A 16,175-nucleotide genomic window follows, 5' to 3' on the forward strand; every position below is an offset into this window, starting at 1 on the left:
GGTGATCATCCCAGTGCTATCCATGATCAACTCCCAGCGAAAGCGGAGCTTCAGCATGGACCGAATCGAGCCCTCAGTGCGACATTTCTATTTGGCTCAAGTACGACATTACTACTTGGGGCCTACAACTAGAACGTTGATAATTTATCTTATGTAAAATCGCATTTTAGAACTCGACGCGTCGTCGTTTCCGGAGACACAGGTTTGGATTTCCCAGAACGTGTTCAACCCACCCACATGAGCGGCCTGACGTGCGAACCGTTTAACCGGCAAGCGTGTCGTTGACCGACTGTTGCTCCCTTCCCTGCGTCAGAATCCATCGATGAAACGCACGGCAGTGCGAGTGATCGAACGCACTAGCCTGCCAAGTGACGAAGTACGGCGACAAAAGCGCCACACCGGAGGGAAAGGGAACGACAAGCCGGCCAGCCGCAACATCGGCGGCAATCATGGACGTCTGCGCGAGTACGAACCCTTCGCCATCAATGGCCGCTTGTATTGCCAGGCTCGACAGTGAAAAGACCAGCCGGGTGGCGCGAGCGCCATCGTCGTCCACGTCATTTACCGCACACCAGTCCCGCCATGACGGTGGCGACGAAAATTTGGGCAGCCAGTCAATCGACAACAACGGATGATTGAGTATGTCGCCAGGGTGAGCCAGCACCTTCCCGTCAATCAAAGTGGGACTGCACGCAGGCACGACCTTGTCGCGGAACAGTTCAGCGCGCGTTCCGGATTGATCGAGGCTTTCGCCATAGGTAATGCGGAAATCGATGTGATGGCCATCGGGCGACGGTTCAGAATGTGTGCCATCGAGAAAGATGTCGATCTCGGGATGCTCCCGCTGCCAGGAATAGATGCGTGGCGCAAGCCACTTCGACAAGACCGACGGCAACGCGCTGATGCTCAGGCTACGCTTCAGTTTGCCCCGCTCCAGTTCCGCACGCGCCAGCCGCAGACTTTCGAACGCCTGCGCGCAACTGGCGTGATAAATCCGCCCGGCTTCGGTCAATCTCAACCGCTTGCCTTCTTTCGCCAGCAAACGCATGCCGACTGAGTCCTCCAATTGCTTGATCTGCTGGCTGACTGCGCCCGGAGAAACACCCAGTCGTCGAGCGGTTTCGATCACGCCCTGGCAACGTCCCAGCGTATCGAACACTTGCAGTGCGCGCAGAGGCGGCAACGTATCCATCAGAGTTCTCCGGGTGTGTCATTTTAGAAATTCTAAACGAACTCGCAAAATCACCCCTCTATTCTTTTGAATATTGACTTCCTAAGCTTTGGACATTGACCGGATAGAAACCGGTGAAAGCCAAGGAATGCATTCATGTTCGTCAGAAACGCATGGTATGTCGCTGCCCGCAGCGACGAAGTCGGACCCGGGCTCCATGCAACGCGGCTGCTGGGCGACGCGGTTGTGCTGTACCGCAAGCTCGATGGGGCCGTAGTCGCACTGGAAGACGCCTGTCCGCATCGCAAGTTGCCGTTATCAATGGGGCGCCTGAAAGGCGAACACGTTGAATGCGGATACCACGGACTGACATTCGATGGCGCGGGCACGTGCGTTCGCGCGCCTGGCAACGCGCGCATTCCGCCTGGTGCACGGGTACAAAGCTATCCGGCGCACGAGCGCTATGGTTTGGTGTGGCTATGGATGGGACCGCCGGAACATGCGGATCCAGCCGCCATTATCGAGGTGCCGGAATGGGGTGACCCCGCGTGGGGCATCAATCAGGGCGACGCAATGACTGTCGATTGCCACTACCTGTATGTCACCGACAACCTTCTCGATCCGTCGCATGTCGCATGGGTGCATCCATCGTCGTTTGGCAATGCAGCGTGCGAGGGCGAACCGCTCAGCACCCTGGAAAACGGAAAAGGTGTGACGGTGTCGCGCTGGATGCGTAACGCGGAGGTCGCGCCTTTCTACGCACGCTATGTCAAGTTCAGCGGGCGCTGCGACCGGAAACAGCAATACGAAGTGCGGTTTCCATCGCACGCTGTGATCAAGGCTGTTTTTACGCCTGCGGGAACCGGCAGCGAGTCCGGACCCATGCATCCCGATGTGTTCCTCATGAACTCCTATAACTTCTTGACGCCTGTAGACGAATCGACCACGCGCTATTACTGGTTCCAGGCTCGAAATTTCGACCAGAGCGACGCGCTCGTGTCGGAGCAATTCAATGAAGACGTGCGCCACGCATTCGATGAAGATCGCGTGATCCTCGCCGCCGTGCATGCCGGGATGGCAAACCGGCGGACACCGAATATCAACCTCGCGCTCGACGCGGGACCAACACGATTTCGCCGGGGCGTGCAACGCCTGATCGACGCGGAGCAACACGATAATGCGGAACAGCCATCTTTTCACATTTAAGATACCTAAATGAATTCGTATTTTCTTGAAGCGCCCTCATTCGATCGCCAGCGTGAGCGCTTTTTACACGCTGCCCGCATGGCAAATGCATCCATGACGGAGTGGCTGCATCCGTTGAAAGGACCGCGGGGAGAAACGCTCGTTACGGATGTCGCGGTGCTTGGCGATCCGCAAGCGCCCTCCCGCTTGGTCGTGCTGTCGGGGACCCATGGCGTCGAAGGCTTTTATGGTTCCGAATGTCAGATCGCGCTACTCGATTCTCTTCGAACACACGGCGTTTTCGAAGGCGTAAGCGTTGTGATCGTCCATCTCGTGAATCCGTGGGGAACGGCGTGGCTGCGGCGCGTAACGGAAGATAACGTCGATCTGAATCGAAATTATGTCGCGTTCGACCGCCCCCTCCCGGCTAACGCCGGTTATGAATCGATGCACCCAATTTACCTGTGTCCTGAACTCGAAGGCCCGGCTCGCAGCATTGCCGACGCAACATTGGCGGCGTGCACTGCCCGCGATGGCAATGCTGCAGTGATGAGCGTCGTGGAAGCGGGACAGTACGTGCACGCCGACGGCCTGTTTTTCGGTGGCCGCGAGCCGGCCTGGAGCAACCGCACCCTGCGCGCGATCATGGAAAAGCACGTTGCCGACGCGCAGACGGCAATATGCTTTGACTTGCACACTGGCGCAGGCGCTTTTGGCCATCCCATGCTAATGGCGATCACTGCAAAGGCTTACCCGATGCTGTCGCGCATGCAGGCACTCTACGGTCCGTGGCTGCATACCATTGTCACGAGTCCATCATCCACCACTGACACCGGCATTGCTGCCACTGCAACGGGCTATACATCGCAAGCCATGCTCGACCAGCTCAGTGACGTGGACCTGATGCAATTCGTTATCGAATGCGGCACATACGACCCTGCGCGCTCGCATCGATTATTGCGTGACGACCACTGGCTGCACCTGTTCGGCGATCCCTTCGATGCAACGGGCCGTCGCATCAAGGCCGCACTGCTGGAACATTTCTTCCCCGCCGATACTCACTGGCGCGAGTTGACGGCATTGCGCGCACAGCAGGTCTTCGCTCGCGCGATGAGTTCCCTCGCTTCAACGCCCCCGGATAAAGACGCGCCGGACCGATCCACTCACCCAGGAATCGCACCATGAAACGCTATAGCTTACTGAATCTGCTGCTTCTCGCGATACTGCCTCTCGCTGCCCACGCGCAGGATTCGAAAGTGATCCGCTTCGGGGTCGATCCGACTTATCCGCCGTTTGAATCGAAGGCGCCGGACGGGACGCTCGTCGGGTTCGACATCGACCTGGGCAATGCGATTTGCGCGAACCTGCATGCCAGATGCGTCTGGGTCGAACAGAGCTTCGACGCCATGATCCCGGCTTTGCAAGCGCGGAAGTTCGATGCCATCTTGTCGGCCATGTCCGCCACGGCGGTACGCAAACAGCAGATCGATTTCACCGACAAGATCTATAACGGCCCTTCCCGTCTGGTAGCGGCAACAGGCTCAACGCTCGTGCCCGAAGCCGCGTCGCTAAAAGGCAAGCGAATCGGCGTGGACCAGGGTTCGATGCAGGAGACCTTCGCCAAGGCGGAGTGGGCTCCGCAAGGCGTGACGGTCATTTCATATCCTACGCAGGATGCGATTTATCAGGACCTGACCACGGGTCGCCTGGATGGAGCCTTCCAGTCTGCAGTGCAAGCGGACATCGGCTTCCTCAAGACCCCGCGTGGCAAGGGTTATTCGTTTGCAGGAGAAGAAGTCAAAGACAAGCGAGTCGCGGGCGACGGTGTGGCCATTGGTGTACGCAAGGACAACACCGCCCTGGCTGCGAAACTGAACACCGGCATTGCCGCGATACGACATGATGGCACTTACAACCGGCTTGCCCACAAGTACTTCGATTTCAATATTTATGGCGACTGAGGGAGCCGGAGATGACGTCAGACTTTGAAGAGCGCGTGGCGAAAGCGGTCACGCCGAACACGGTTCGAGAGTTTCGCCAGAATGGCGCGGTATGCATCCGGGGTCTGTTCAACGCGGACGAGATCGCTCGGCTTCGTTCCGGAATCGATCACAACATCGCGCAACCCAGTAGTCGCGCGAAGACTGCTAGCCGCCCCGATGACCCCGGCTGGTTTTTTGAAGACTTTTGCAATTGGCAGGAGAACGCGGCATATCGGCAGTTCATTTTCGAGTCGCCGGCGCCGACCGCCGCGGCGGCGTTGATCGGTGGGAAGACAGTGCGGCTCTACCATGATCACGTGCTGGTTAAAGAACCGAACACGCGGCAGCGGACGCCCTGGCATCAGGACCAGCCCTACTACAATATCGTGGGATCGGATAACGTCAGCATGTGGATTCCTGTGGACCCGGTGTCGCGCGAATCCACGCTCGAGTTTGTCATGGGTTCACATCGCGGGCCGTGGCTGATGCCCCGGACGTTCATGGAAAACGAGGCAAAGTGGTTTCCGGAGGGGAGTCTCGCGGATTTGCCTGACATCGATGGCGATCGTGAAGCTTTCGATGTACGCGGCTGGGCGCTCGAGCCTGGCGACATGGTGTGTTTCAACATGCTGACGCTGCATGCATCGGGCGGCGTCCCGGGTGCGCATCGTCGCAGGGCTTTTTCAGTACGGTTCATTGGCGACGATGTCCGGCATGCACCGAGACCGTGGAGAACCTCGCCGGAATTCCCAGGCCTTGCGGCAGACTTGCCCGAAGGCTTGCCCATGGAACATCCGCTGTTTCCAGTGGTCTGGAACATTCATGAGGGACAAGGAAACGCCTCTCCCCTTCCTTGAGTCCTTGTCCGCTGTCAGGCTGTCAGGCTGTCGGCCTACTCGGACGAGCGATCTGCCCGCGATATTTGCAACGCGGATTGCTTGTAGTGCGCCGCATTGATTGGGAAAGATTGCTCATGCGTGCCCATGCTTAAGGCATAAGCGTGTTCCGATTGAATAAAAACTGCCGCTACGGCAGAAGTGAACACGAGGCACATCAGCAAGGAAAAGCGGGTGACGGCTCTCTGCCGTCGGCGTGCTCGTGTTCTGCCTCGGGGCCAATAATCTTCGCTGGATGGATTCGTTCGACGAGCAAGCGTGCCCGACGGCGACTTATTTCTCGCAAGCGCCAGCTCATACTCATATTCCTGGCGCTTCAGCGGATCGCTCAAGATGCTGTAAGCAAGATTGAGCGAGCACATGATCTCGGCTGCTTCAGGCGCAGCGTTCCGGTCCGGATGGTAACGCTGGCTCAGCGCCTTGTATGCTGCGCGAACGACCTCCGCAGGTGCATCGTGTGTCAGTTTGAGAGTGTCGAAATGGTTCGGTCGATGATTCATGATGTCCCGACTATTGCTAACGCTTCATCGGGTTAACGGTCGTCCATCGACAATCTTGAGCAAGGTTCGCGCTACGCACGCAACACGATTTTTGGCTGGTCTCATTTAATGCGAACCGGAGGCGGCCGCGGCAATCGGCTGGGCAGACAACGCCGATTGCCGGTCCAGCGCTTAAAAAAACAAGGCGCGCAATCTTTTGCGCGCCTTCAGTTTGCATCTTTGACCAGTCTCAATCCTTACGAACCGAAATACACCGGTTGCATTCCATCGTTGGCATCCGGGCGGACCGACGAGCCAATCTTGTGACCGACGCGAGCAACATCGCCTTCGACCGCGCGCAGTGAATGATGGCTACCCGATGCCGATGCGCCATCGGCCACGCCGCCAAAACTGCTGGCTGCCACGTTGTCGCTGTTCACGCGCGTTTCAGCCGCTTGAATATTGGCCGGATATTGCGTTTGATCGCCAGTCGGGTTATAGCCTGCTTTTTCCAGTTGGACCAGTTGCGCCTTCACTTCGGCGCGGGTTACGGGTTGATTTGATTGAGCGAAAGACGAGACAGCCGGAACGACCAACGCAACGGCAACGATGAGCGATTGAACGAGTTTCATGATGCTTTACCTCCAGACTTGGTTTTTCGCAAACACCCGTTTGCGTTTCAGTGATTGAAGTCTAGACCGGGGGCCGCACCGTATTAAGCATCGACAGGACAAAGCATTATTGTTGAAACTAAGTGTTAACCCTTGGTCCTTTTGGAAGCTTGCCGTGAACGGCCGCGTATTCGTAATCGCGTTCGATTGTCACGCATGCGAGGCGGAGCCGAGTTCCCCAAGGATCGACTCGCGGTGGAAATCCCCGCGCTGCAACCGCTCCTCCAGCGGACGCCAGAGCAAGCTGATCAGTTTGGTCAGCGGTCTTGCCAATGGTCGCTTCCCATCCGCGGACGCATCGCACAACCAGTTGCACACGCGCTCAGAGTCCCACCCGCGTGAATGAGGTTCCAGGAATGCATCCAGTTCGGCCGGTATCAACGCGAGTCGTCCGCCGTGTTGCCGCATGACCCACTGTGCCGCTGCATGGCAGGCGAAATATTGGGGCGCATGGCTGAAACCCTGCAACAAGGCCGGGATCGTCACTCCCTTCACTACGTGGTCAATATCGCTGCGGCCGTCCGGCATGAGCATGGCACTGAAGGTATGGAACCAGTGCATCATGAAGACACTACGCGCAGGCGCCGCCATAAACCAGTTCTCCAGCATTGGATACGCCGTGTCGTACGTGCGCTCCGAATTGAAATAGCCGACAAGATCCGGCCGGTCGAGCGTGTCCAGAGCCTCGACAAAGGATAGCGGCGAGGAAGGCATCTTGTCGTCTGCTGATGCCGAGGTGCGGCAAGCTGGACAAAAGCGTCGTCGCGTCCATCCAGACGCCTCCGAACGTCGTCAATACTGCCAGCCTTACCCAGTCCGATTGAACCTGTGGCGCCCACAGCGCAAAACCGCGTGGCAACGGCGGCAGGCCTGACGGCAGACTGTCGGGACCTAGCAACCGAACACGGTGCCCGGCCAAGTGTCTGCGCCAACTCAGCAAGCAGACGTCGACGATACGCGGCAGTGGCGTCCCATTCCAGTAGGTCCAGACGACGCGAGGTATCGCCGTTGATCCGTATTCCGGAGACCGGCATGGTGTACGCCCCTCACGCGTTTCAGGCGTGGCGTGCGCGCCCCCTTTGGATGACCAGTGCAGCACCGGCGGTGGGTCGACCATGGCCACGGATGGTCGCACAGCATCGTCTGGCACCGTAGTGCGCATAAAGCTCGCTTGGTTGTCGTTTTTCGAAAAGCCATCTTAGCAGGCGATGGCGAATGCTTTCGCGTGTCTGCTTGTCCGCATCGACTCGCGCAATTGATCGCTCCACATTGCGGTTCCGGTTTTTCGGTCGGCTGCCGGAGGCGCCCACTTCAAATCAGGTGGTTGTCGCCGTATGCAGCCTCTGCGTCTTGAGCCACTCGCGCAGGCGGAGAAGTGCTTTGTCGGGCCGGCCGCGCATCGTGCAGAAAGCGAAAAAGGCGTCGCTCGGTCCGAACCCGAGTGGAGCGATCAATCTTTCCTTCGATAACTCGCGCTCGACCAGTAACGCAGGCGCGATGGCCACGCCAAGACCGGCGGCCGCCGCTTCCAGAAGCAAGGACAAGTGGTCAAACCGACGACCACTCGCAAACAGTGCTGGATCCACGCCATTCCGAGCCGCCCACTCCGCCCACGCGTGGGGACGCGAAGTCGTATGCAGGAGCGGCTGACCTATGAGATCTGCCGGCGTCGCAATGTCATGAGGCCAGTCCGGCGCGCAGACAGGACCGACGGTTTCTTCGAAGAGGGTCGCGGCCTCGACATCCGCCGGCCACGTTCGATCACTGACGATCAGGCAATCGACGCCATGCCGCTGCAGATCGTCCATCGACGTACTCGTCTGCAAGCGGACCCGGATGTCCAGATTGGCCGCCTCGAACCGCTCGAGCCGCGGAATAAGCCAGTTCGACAGGAAGCTGCCCGGAGCGCCCAGCACGATTTCGGCTATCGGCGCGTGCTGCGCGATTTCCGCACAACGGGTCTCCAGCAGCGTAAAAATCTGGTCGGCGGCCTGCTTCAGGCTCTGCCCTTCATCGGTCAACCGCACGCCGCCCGCGTGGCGCACAAACAGGGATTTGCCGAGCCACTCCTCCAGTTGGCGAACTTGATGGCTCACGGCGCTGTGGGTCACGTGCAGTTCCTGCGCGGCGGCCGAGATGCTGAACTGCCGGGCGGCTGCGTCAAAGGCGCGAAGCGCGTTGAGCGGGGGAAGTCGGCGCATGCGGTTTGGACGTCGATTTAACTCACAGCATTGTGCACAAATTTATCGCTACCCGTGGAACGTCGCCGAACTTACATTAAGGCCGCGTCAACGAATAGTTCATCGCATCCGCGAGACATAAGGAGCTCAAATGACAGATACAAACATCCCGCTCGCAAACAGCAAGGTTCTCTACGAAACCTTGCTGACAGAGGAAGACTACAGCGTCTCCAGGACCACGGTCCGCGCCGGCGGCGAAACGCAATGGCACTTCCATACGACCGTGCGTGACCGCTTTGTCGTCGTTCGAGGCGTGTTGACCGTCGAAAAGAAAATCGGCGATCTGATCGACAGAACCCAAGTCTTCGATCATCACACGGTCGAACCGGGTGTCATGCATCACGTCAGGAATGAGACGGCCGACGACGTGGTGTACATCATGATTCAGTCCGGAGGCGCCCGCGACATCGTGCTCGCTCAAACGTGAGTCGGTTGAGTCTGATCACGGAGTTGGTCGGAACCAAAGATGCCCTGACGTCCCAGCAGTAGTGCACTGAACGTCGTCAGGCGATGCGACCTCGATATCAATCAGCGGCATCGAGCGGCTCGGAGGTCGACAGCCACCAACCGTCCCCCACGAACCACGCAGATTGGTCCGCGGGAGTTTTTCGCCTCAGCGACTTGACGGCATCGTGAGTATTTGATTCGAACGCGTTGACCAAAGATTCCCCGGTCGCATCATCGCGAGCGCCGATGCATTCGATGAACGTCGCCGGGCAAATGAACTTTGCCGCGTATGAGTCTGCGGCGACGCGTGTCACAAGCAGCATGCCGCCCAGACCGCGGTTCGGCGTCAATGGGAAGATCAGACGGCCGCCTTCATTGAGTGCTTCGATCCAGCCATTCAATGGGTGCGTCGCGCCCGCGCTCACGTAAATCAGATCCGATCGCGGCAGCACCGCATCAGCTCCGCTTTCATCCAGCACCCGAACGTGCGCCAGATGAGCAAGGTTCGACGTCGCATGCGCACCGAGCCCCGGGTTAATCTCATAAGCGGTTACGCGCCCGGCTTCCCCGGTGAGAAGCGCGAGAAGTGCCGTGTAATAGCCGGTTCCCGAACCAATGTGTGTGATGGTCTCGCCCGGCGAGATGGCCGCAGCGTCCAGACAGCGTGCATGGAGGCTCGGCTCGCCGTTGTTGATGCCTTGATCGGTCTTGAGCCCGATTAGAATGTCCTGATAGAGAACGGCAGGGTCGGACGTGTCGGTCGAGACGTATCCCGTCAGCGTGTAAGCGTTCCATGGACCGGGGCCCAGGTACTTTTCCCTTTCGACCATCGCAAATGCGTCCTGGATTCTCGGGTCTCTGCACGCGCCTTTCGCTGTTATATATCGCGCATAAAATGCGCGAAGCGCTTCTACGTTCGTCATCGACCGCTTCTCCTTGAATGGACAAAGTCATCGTAGCAGGTAAAGTCGAGCGGAATGATCGGTTGGCAACGACCCAGTCCGCGATCTCGAAGGCCGAAATTGGTAAGGATTGTTGGACGCCTGCCCGCCGGCACCGGGGTAGTCACACGCCTGCGGTGTAGGGCAGGCGTCCAACAATCCTTAACAGTATCAGACGTGGCCACTTTTCCGGGAGTCGAATACAGTCATTGCGAGTCCCGCGCTGATTTTGCGATCAGGCGTCAAGACCGTTGAACAATTGAGCAATGAAACCTGGTTGACAAGCGAAACCCGTCCGGGCGACTGGGAAGCATGGGTCAAAGCCGCGGGATGCCCCACGCTTCGAGCCAATCGCACGTTAAGGTTCGATCATTTTTTTGTGACGCTGCAAGCCGTGTCCGACGCATTAGGTTTCGGCATCGGACCATTTCCAACGCTCGAGGCCGATTGTGCAAGCGGCCGGCTGCAGACGCCGTTTCCTGAACTGCGGTCGTTAGGGTCTACTTACTACGCGTTGATCTCGCATGACGCTGACAAACCGATTCATATGCGGGCGTTCATCGACTGGCTGCAATCAGTTAGTGCGGACATCGAAACATCGCCTGGTTCTTAAGGCGCGAACCGCTCGGGCGGTGAATTGGAATGTGAAATGTTGAGCGGGTGTTCTGAGCATGCGACCGGCGCACAGCCCGCTTGACAAGGCGCCGGCGAGCACCGGATGCATGCACAAATACTGGTTTGCCTTCCGAACGCACTGCTATGATTAGATGTACTGTGCGGTACAGCGGCTTTCACGCCTTCCCTGGTCGCAACAACCTGCGTTCCGCGCACCGGCTTTCCACGAACCACGTTTCGGGAGCGGTCATGTTGCGTCAATCATCCAGACTGGCAAGCGAGTCGCCATTGACATCACGCAAGGGGCTGCCCTTCACATTGGGGTTTGCCGGCGCACCGCTTGCCGCGTATCGGTCCCGGCATTTCACGCGGACGCTTGCACTACCGGTGCCGCTCGCGATCGCCATGTGGTGCATGCCGGTAGCCCACGCGGCCGGACCGCTGCCACAGAATGGCAGCTTCGTCCAGGGCCAGGGCGCGATCAGCGGCGGCCCCGGTTCGCTCACGATCAACCAGTCCTCGTCCCGTGGCGTGATCGATTGGCACAGCTTCTCGATCGGCACAGGCAACACGGTCACCTTTGACAATGGCTCGGGCACGACACTCAATCGGGTGACCGGCGGCTCGCCTTCGGCAATTCTCGGGAATCTGAAGGCAACGGGCAGCGTGTATTTGGTCAACCCTCAAGGCATTCTGGTCGGTCGGACCGGCGTAATTAGCACGGGCGGTCGATTCGTGGCTTCAACACTCGATCTGTCCGATACCGCAATCATGAATGGCGGGACGCTCGTGCTCGCGGGGTCATCGAATGGGCAGGTGGTGAATCTCGGCAAGATCAGTTCCAGTGGCGGCGATATCTTTCTTATCGCGCACGATGCCGTAGTGAACGGAGGTTCGGTCAGCGCACCGAACGGCACGGCCGAATACGTCGTGGGAAAGCAAGTGGTGCTGTACGAGTCGGCGAGCAGCCGCCAGGTATTCGTGCAGATCAGCAGCAAAGGCACGGTAGTTGATCGCGGTATCACGCAGGCCGCGCAGATCAACCTCGAAGCAGCAGACGGTAATATCTATGCGCTTGCCGGGAGTGGCTCGCGCATCCGCGCGACTGGCACGGCGATGCGCGACGGCCACATCTGGCTGGTTGCCGACAATGGTCACGTCACACAGCAGGGAACGATAGCGGCAACAAACGTCGATGGTAGCGGCGGCACCGTGGATACACTCGCCAACACGCTCGCGTTGCAAAGCGGCGCGGCAGTGCAAGCGGGACTTTGGAACGTATCGACGCCGAATTTCACCGTCGACAGCGCCACGGCCGGCGCTTTCATGCGCAGCCTGAACGCCGGAACGTCCGTCGATGCCATTGCGACCGGCACCAATGGCGCAAGCGGCGACCTGACCGTTGGTTCGAATCTGGAGTGGCAAGGGCCAGCGTCGTTATCGCTCGGGGCTTTTCGCAACGTGACAATTGCGCCGGCGACGACACTTAAAAACACCGGCAGCGGCAACCTGAGCTTGCGCGCGGACGCGGCGGGCATCGACAACGCCGGCAGCGTGGCCAACCAGGGCATGGTCGACTGGTCGAGCAGCACTGGTTTCGTAAGGTCGTTCTATGACATGAATGGCAGCTACAGCCCTGGCACCATCCTCGCCAACAGCGCGTGGAAAGCCGGTCCGTACAGCGGTTTGTTGACGCAGCTTACCGCCTACAAGCTTGTCAATTCACTTGGCGACCTGAGAAGTGTTGCCAGCGATCTGGCCGGCAACTACGCGTTGGGAAAGGATATCGACGCCAGTGCGACGAGCGACGGCTCCTACGTTCCACTCGGCGACATCAACACGCCGTTTACCGGGCAATTCGATGGGCAAAGCAAGACGGTGAGTTCGCTGACTCTTGGGCGGCTGGTGGCTGGCGACCCGGCTAGCGACGGCCCGGGGGCAATGGGCATGTTCGGCGTCATTGGCGAGAAGGGGGTGGTGCGCGACCTGAGCGTGAACGGCAATGGCCATCTGGGTCCCTCTGTGAGGGCCTATGTCGGGCTGCTCGCGGGCGCCAACTACGGAACGGTCGTCCGCGGCAGCGCATCGGGCAACCTCAATATTGGCGACGCGGGACCTGCGCAACCGACGAACGTCGATGAAACGACTGCCGGCGGACTCGTGGGCGGCAATTTCGGCACCATCCTGCGCTCGTCGAGCGCGGTCGTCGCTACCACAGGCGGAATGCTCGGCGGTCTCGTCGGCGAAAACGTGGGCGCAATCATTCAGTCGTACTCCACTGGTGCACTAACGTCGTTGGGCTATACGAACGAGGGCGCAGGTGGCCTTGTCGGCTACAACCTGGGATCGATCACGCAGTCGTATTCGACAAGCCCTACCCTGCTTCAGGGCTACTGCCGCGGGAGCGCCGGCACGCCATGTGGCGGCGCGGGACTCGTCGTCGTCAACGAAGGGACCATCAGCCAGTCGTTTGCGACGGGCCTCGTCACGCAGCCGTTCTATCAGCCTATAGGGATTGCAAGGACGAATCTCGGCACGATCACAAACGACGTCTACTGGAACAAAGACACGACGGCAGCTACGGTTGGCACCGTGTATGGCACGCCCATACCGGCATCCAGCGGGCTCACGACCGCTCAGATGAGCACGCCCGCATCATTTGTGTCTTATGACTTCGGTCCTGCAGGCGTATGGGCGATGCCTGGTGGAGCGACGCATCCGGTCCTGCGCTGGCAGACCGGCCAATGACGTTACCGCCCCGCGCCGTTGCGATGGCTCCGACGCGGGAGCGGCAGGCAAAACTTCACGACAATTTCTTTCTCGGACGTCATTGACATTCCGGTTTACGCTATGCCTTCCCGCTCAAGTTGCTGAGGCCCGTATTGGACGAACTCCGCGCATTATCCATATTCATTCGAACAGCCGAATGCGGTAGTTTTAATAAGGCCGCACACGCGCATGGCGTGACGCCTCAAGCTGTCAGCAAAACCGTTCGGCAACTCGAACAACATCTTGGCGTGCGACTCTTTCATCGGACCACGCGCAGAAGTTCGCTTACCGAAGAAGGATCGCGATTGCTGGAATCCGTCCGCGAAAGCATGGATGGATTGCGCACCGCGATGGATCGCGTCAAGGACGCGGCGCACGAAAACGAAGGACTTATCCGCATCAGCGCGGGCGGTGCGGTAGGCCGCAGAGTCCTGATTCCCCTGCTTGCTGCATTCAGCAAGATCTACCCGGGCGTCACCTTTGATCTCGTACTTGAAGATCGCGCAACGGACGTGGTCGCCGACCGGATCGATCTTGGCTTCAAGGCCGGCAATGCGCCTACTGCGCAGGTTGTGTCGCGTCGCCTTTTCGCGGTTCAGTTGCTCGCTTGTGCTGCGCCTGCGTATCTCAAGGACTATCCGACGCCGACACGCATTGATGATCTGTCCGGTCATCGGTGTATGGGATACAGGCAGCCTGGCACGGGACACCCAATGCCATGGGAATTTCAGGTGCATTCGGAAACCATTTCGAAAGCGATGCCCTACGCCGTCTGCTGCAGCGACCCGGAAGCCGAGATGCAGGCCGTACTGGCAGGCATGGGTATTGGTCAGATCGACAGCATCAACGCGACGCCGTTTCTGGTATCAGGCGAGCTTGTCCCCTTGCTGGTCCGCTACACGAGTGCGCGTATGGGCCTGTATCTCTACTACGCGCAGCGCGCCGATATGCCAGGCCGTGTACGTCGCTTCATCGACTTTACAGTCGAGCGGCTGCAAAGCAGTCAGACATTCAGCGTTCCTGTTCCCGAGTTACATGCAATGGCAAAGCGCCAGAGAACAGGAAACTGAAGTTGCGAGCGGCACGCCTGCCGCGTGCGGTACGGCGGCGTCGCTGATTCGTATCGCACCCTTCACACCATCATCAACTTTTGGTTGTGAATCAAACACTTTCGCGCTCTCTACTGCAGACGAGCCGCACTGCTCACAATAGCCTCACATTCTCAAACGAACAGGGGCTCAACAATGAATACCATATCTCTCGTGACCGGCGGCAGCCGTGGTCTTGGCCGAAGTGCCGCGCTGAATATTGCCCGCAAAGGTGGTGATGTCGTCCTCACGTATCTCGGCAATCGCGAAGCGGCTGACGCCACCGTTGCAGACATCGCCGCGCTCGGTCGCAAAGCAATCGCCCTCCAGCTCGACACAGGAAAAGTCGCAGACTTCACAGGTTTCGCAGATCGACTTCGCGAAACACTGCGGACCTGGCAACGCGATAGCTTCGATCATCTGGTGAACAACGCGGGACATGGCGAGGTCGCATCAATCGAAGAAACCACCGAGGCGCAGTTCGATAAACTCGTCGACGTGCATTTCAAGGGCGTCTTTTTTCTCACTCAAACGCTTCTCCCATTGCTCGCGGACGGCGGCCGTATAGTGAACCTCTCGACGGGACTGACGCGAGTTTCGGCGCCCGGCTGGTCCGCCTACGCGGCTGTAAAGGGCGCGGTTGAAATCCTGACTGTCTACATGGCAAGAGAACTGGGCTCGCGCAGAATTGCCGTCAACGTAGTCGCTCCCGGTGCGATTGAAACTGATTTCTTCGGCGGTGCCGTGCGCGATACACCGGAGTTCAATAAGTTTTTCGCGGGCATGACCGCGCTCGGCCGCGTGGGCGTGCCGGATGACGTGGGACCGATGATTGCAAGCTTGCTCGACAACGACAACCGCTGGGTGAATGCACAGCGAATCGAAGTCTCGGGTGGCCAAGGCATCTGAGCGTCGCGTTGACCATCGGGTGGGCGCCCCCGGGTCTCGTGCGAGCCATCCGATGGCGAGGCTATTTTGTTCTGCCGGGTCGGCGCATCCGATTGCGGCAAGGCTATTTATGGAAGCAAGGGTCGCTTGCTTACTGCCGTCCAGCTTGCTCGAGAACCAGTGCCTAGGCGGCAAATGGCGTTTTCCTACGCCAATCGGAGATCCCACAACACACCGAGTACGTGTTGCGTGGAACGTTCGACGTATCCCGCACGATGTGCAACGCCGAGGCGACGCCACAACGCAGGGCGCAGCGCATGCATGGCAATGCGCCGGTCGGGCAAAGGCGTAGTGGCTTCATGAGGCAATAGCGCTGCCCCGTAACCCGCCGCGACCAGGCTCTTGATTGCGTCGTTGTAGTTGAGCTGGATGCGTGGCGCAGGGTGGTGACCGCCGGTCGCAAACCACTCCGCAGTCAGACGCGAGAGACGCGTGGTGGAGTCGTTGAGAATGAGCGGCTGAGCCGCGAGCCACTTGGGCGTGATGCGAGCCGGACATTGCCAATGTGCCGGCACGAAGGCCATGACGGGGTCGCGACGCCAAGGCTTTATTGTGAGCCCCGCAATCGGGGGTTGAGGCAGAGCAACGAGCCCGACATCCAGCGTTCCGTCCGCTAGTCGGGACAGCGTTTCATGCGATGTGAGCACTGCAACTTGGATGTCTATAGCCGGATGGTGCTGACGCAGCACCTCGAGCGCTTGCGGCAACAGGTGCGCGATTGCGCCGGTCGACGCACCGAGCCA

15 protein-coding genes and 2 pseudogenes are annotated in these 16,175 nt (G+C 59.1%); 9 read left to right on the forward strand and 8 right to left on the reverse strand.

All coding sequences use genetic code 11. The annotated features are described in order from the left end of the window. Positions 1–262 precede the first annotated feature (262 nt). Positions 263–1,192, reverse strand: a complete 930-nt coding sequence (locus ACRXB1_RS13540) for a LysR substrate-binding domain-containing protein (RefSeq protein ID WP_075357561.1) — start codon at positions 1,190–1,192, stop codon at positions 263–265. 135 nt (positions 1,193–1,327) lie between these two features. On the opposite strand from ACRXB1_RS13540, the gene ACRXB1_RS13545 reads away from it, so the two are divergent. From ACRXB1_RS13545 to ACRXB1_RS13560, 4 genes are read left to right on the forward strand one after another with little or no spacing between them, the layout of a single operon-like run. After that, positions 1,328–2,377, forward strand: coding sequence for an aromatic ring-hydroxylating dioxygenase subunit alpha (locus ACRXB1_RS13545; protein ID WP_449492273.1), 1,050 nt, complete (start codon positions 1,328–1,330; stop codon positions 2,375–2,377). Between the two features lie 9 nt (positions 2,378–2,386). After that, entirely contained in the window at positions 2,387–3,541 is a 1,155-nt protein-coding gene (locus ACRXB1_RS13550) for a DUF2817 domain-containing protein (protein WP_449492274.1), read from the forward strand. After that, positions 3,538–4,317, forward strand: coding sequence for an ABC transporter substrate-binding protein (locus tag ACRXB1_RS13555; RefSeq protein ID WP_075357564.1), 780 nt, complete (start codon positions 3,538–3,540; stop codon positions 4,315–4,317). Before ACRXB1_RS13550 ends, ACRXB1_RS13555 begins: the two co-directional genes overlap by 4 nt. Before the next feature lie 11 nt (positions 4,318–4,328). After that, positions 4,329–5,195, forward strand: a complete 867-nt coding sequence (locus ACRXB1_RS13560) for a phytanoyl-CoA dioxygenase family protein (RefSeq protein ID WP_449492275.1) — start codon at positions 4,329–4,331, stop codon at positions 5,193–5,195. Between the two features lie 35 nt (positions 5,196–5,230). On the opposite strand, the gene ACRXB1_RS13565 is transcribed toward ACRXB1_RS13560, so the two are convergent. From ACRXB1_RS13565 to ACRXB1_RS13585, 5 genes and pseudogenes are all read right to left on the reverse strand, one after another. Continuing rightward, positions 5,231–5,734, reverse strand: a complete 504-nt coding sequence (locus ACRXB1_RS13565) for a J domain-containing protein (protein ID WP_075357566.1) — start codon at positions 5,732–5,734, stop codon at positions 5,231–5,233. 236 nt (positions 5,735–5,970) lie between these two features. Further along, positions 5,971–6,345 carry a DUF4148 domain-containing protein gene (locus tag ACRXB1_RS13570; protein ID WP_075357567.1) on the reverse strand — a complete coding sequence of 125 codons (375 nt, stop codon included), beginning with the start codon at positions 6,343–6,345 and terminating at the stop codon, positions 5,971–5,973. 189 nt (positions 6,346–6,534) lie between these two features. Next, a complete protein-coding gene (locus ACRXB1_RS13575) occupies positions 6,535–7,098 on the reverse strand; it encodes a hypothetical protein (protein ID WP_449492281.1) in 564 nt (187 codons plus the stop codon). A gap of 43 nt (positions 7,099–7,141) precedes the next feature. Further along, positions 7,142–7,546 (reverse strand): annotated as a pseudogene (locus tag ACRXB1_RS13580) (hypothetical protein); the annotation flags it as partial. Positions 7,547–7,700: 154 nt separating this feature from the next. Continuing rightward, complete coding sequence (locus tag ACRXB1_RS13585; protein ID WP_449492276.1) at positions 7,701–8,585, reverse strand: LysR substrate-binding domain-containing protein; 885 nt, start codon at positions 8,583–8,585, stop codon at positions 7,701–7,703. 130 nt (positions 8,586–8,715) lie between these two features. Between ACRXB1_RS13585 and ACRXB1_RS13590 the strand changes: the two genes are divergently transcribed. Further along, the gene (locus ACRXB1_RS13590; RefSeq protein WP_449492277.1) at positions 8,716–9,051 is read left to right on the forward strand and encodes a cupin domain-containing protein; all 336 of its coding nucleotides are present in this window, start codon (positions 8,716–8,718) and stop codon (positions 9,049–9,051) included. Between the two features lie 97 nt (positions 9,052–9,148). Here the strand turns inward: ACRXB1_RS13590 and ACRXB1_RS13595 are convergent, their stop codons facing one another. Further along, positions 9,149–9,994, reverse strand: coding sequence for a protein-L-isoaspartate O-methyltransferase family protein (locus ACRXB1_RS13595; RefSeq protein ID WP_075357571.1), 846 nt, complete (start codon positions 9,992–9,994; stop codon positions 9,149–9,151). A 202-nt stretch (positions 9,995–10,196) separates the two neighbouring features. Here ACRXB1_RS13595 and ACRXB1_RS13600 point away from each other — a divergent pair. The 4 genes and pseudogenes from ACRXB1_RS13600 to ACRXB1_RS13615 form a co-directional block, all read left to right on the forward strand. After that, positions 10,197–10,625, forward strand: a pseudogene (locus ACRXB1_RS13600) (LysR substrate-binding domain-containing protein); the annotation flags it as partial. A 416-nt stretch (positions 10,626–11,041) separates the two neighbouring features. Then, a complete protein-coding gene (locus tag ACRXB1_RS13605) occupies positions 11,042–13,375 on the forward strand; it encodes a two-partner secretion domain-containing protein (protein ID WP_449492280.1) in 2,334 nt (777 codons plus the stop codon). Between the two features lie 134 nt (positions 13,376–13,509). Further along, positions 13,510–14,466 carry a LysR substrate-binding domain-containing protein gene (locus ACRXB1_RS13610; RefSeq protein WP_174362606.1) on the forward strand — a complete coding sequence of 319 codons (957 nt, stop codon included), beginning with the start codon at positions 13,510–13,512 and terminating at the stop codon, positions 14,464–14,466. A 174-nt stretch (positions 14,467–14,640) separates the two neighbouring features. Continuing rightward, positions 14,641–15,393: an SDR family oxidoreductase gene (locus ACRXB1_RS13615; protein ID WP_449492278.1), complete on the forward strand. Its 753-nt coding sequence runs from the start codon at positions 14,641–14,643 to the stop codon at positions 15,391–15,393. A 185-nt stretch (positions 15,394–15,578) separates the two neighbouring features. Here the strand turns inward: ACRXB1_RS13615 and ACRXB1_RS13620 are convergent. Beyond that, on the reverse strand, positions 15,579–16,175 hold a 597-nt coding region (locus tag ACRXB1_RS13620), incomplete at its 5' end, for a LysR family transcriptional regulator substrate-binding protein (protein WP_449492279.1).

It is taken from the genome of Caballeronia sp. M23-90 (assembly GCF_053574605.1).

Coding starts and splice junctions, on each gene's coding strand:
- ACRXB1_RS13565 (WP_075357566.1), bottom strand. CDS start 5,734: ATGAATCATCGACCGAACCATTTCGACACTCTCAAACTGACACACGAT.
- ACRXB1_RS13540 (WP_075357561.1), bottom strand. CDS start 1,192: ATGGATACGTTGCCGCCTCTGCGCGCACTGCAAGTGTTCGATACGCTG.
- ACRXB1_RS13590 (WP_449492277.1), top strand. CDS start 8,716: ATGACAGATACAAACATCCCGCTCGCAAACAGCAAGGTTCTCTACGAA.
- ACRXB1_RS13585 (WP_449492276.1), bottom strand. CDS start 8,585: ATGCGCCGACTTCCCCCGCTCAACGCGCTTCGCGCCTTTGACGCAGCC.
- ACRXB1_RS13605 (WP_449492280.1), top strand. CDS start 11,042: ATGCCGGTAGCCCACGCGGCCGGACCGCTGCCACAGAATGGCAGCTTC.
- ACRXB1_RS13570 (WP_075357567.1), bottom strand. CDS start 6,345: ATGAAACTCGTTCAATCGCTCATCGTTGCCGTTGCGTTGGTCGTTCCG.
- ACRXB1_RS13545 (WP_449492273.1), top strand. CDS start 1,328: ATGTTCGTCAGAAACGCATGGTATGTCGCTGCCCGCAGCGACGAAGTC.
- ACRXB1_RS13550 (WP_449492274.1), top strand. CDS start 2,387: ATGAATTCGTATTTTCTTGAAGCGCCCTCATTCGATCGCCAGCGTGAG.
- ACRXB1_RS13575 (WP_449492281.1), bottom strand. CDS start 7,098: ATGCCTTCCTCGCCGCTATCCTTTGTCGAGGCTCTGGACACGCTCGAC.
- ACRXB1_RS13560 (WP_449492275.1), top strand. CDS start 4,329: ATGACGTCAGACTTTGAAGAGCGCGTGGCGAAAGCGGTCACGCCGAAC.
- ACRXB1_RS13555 (WP_075357564.1), top strand. CDS start 3,538: ATGAAACGCTATAGCTTACTGAATCTGCTGCTTCTCGCGATACTGCCT.
- ACRXB1_RS13595 (WP_075357571.1), bottom strand. CDS start 9,994: ATGACGAACGTAGAAGCGCTTCGCGCATTTTATGCGCGATATATAACA.
- ACRXB1_RS13615 (WP_449492278.1), top strand. CDS start 14,641: ATGAATACCATATCTCTCGTGACCGGCGGCAGCCGTGGTCTTGGCCGA.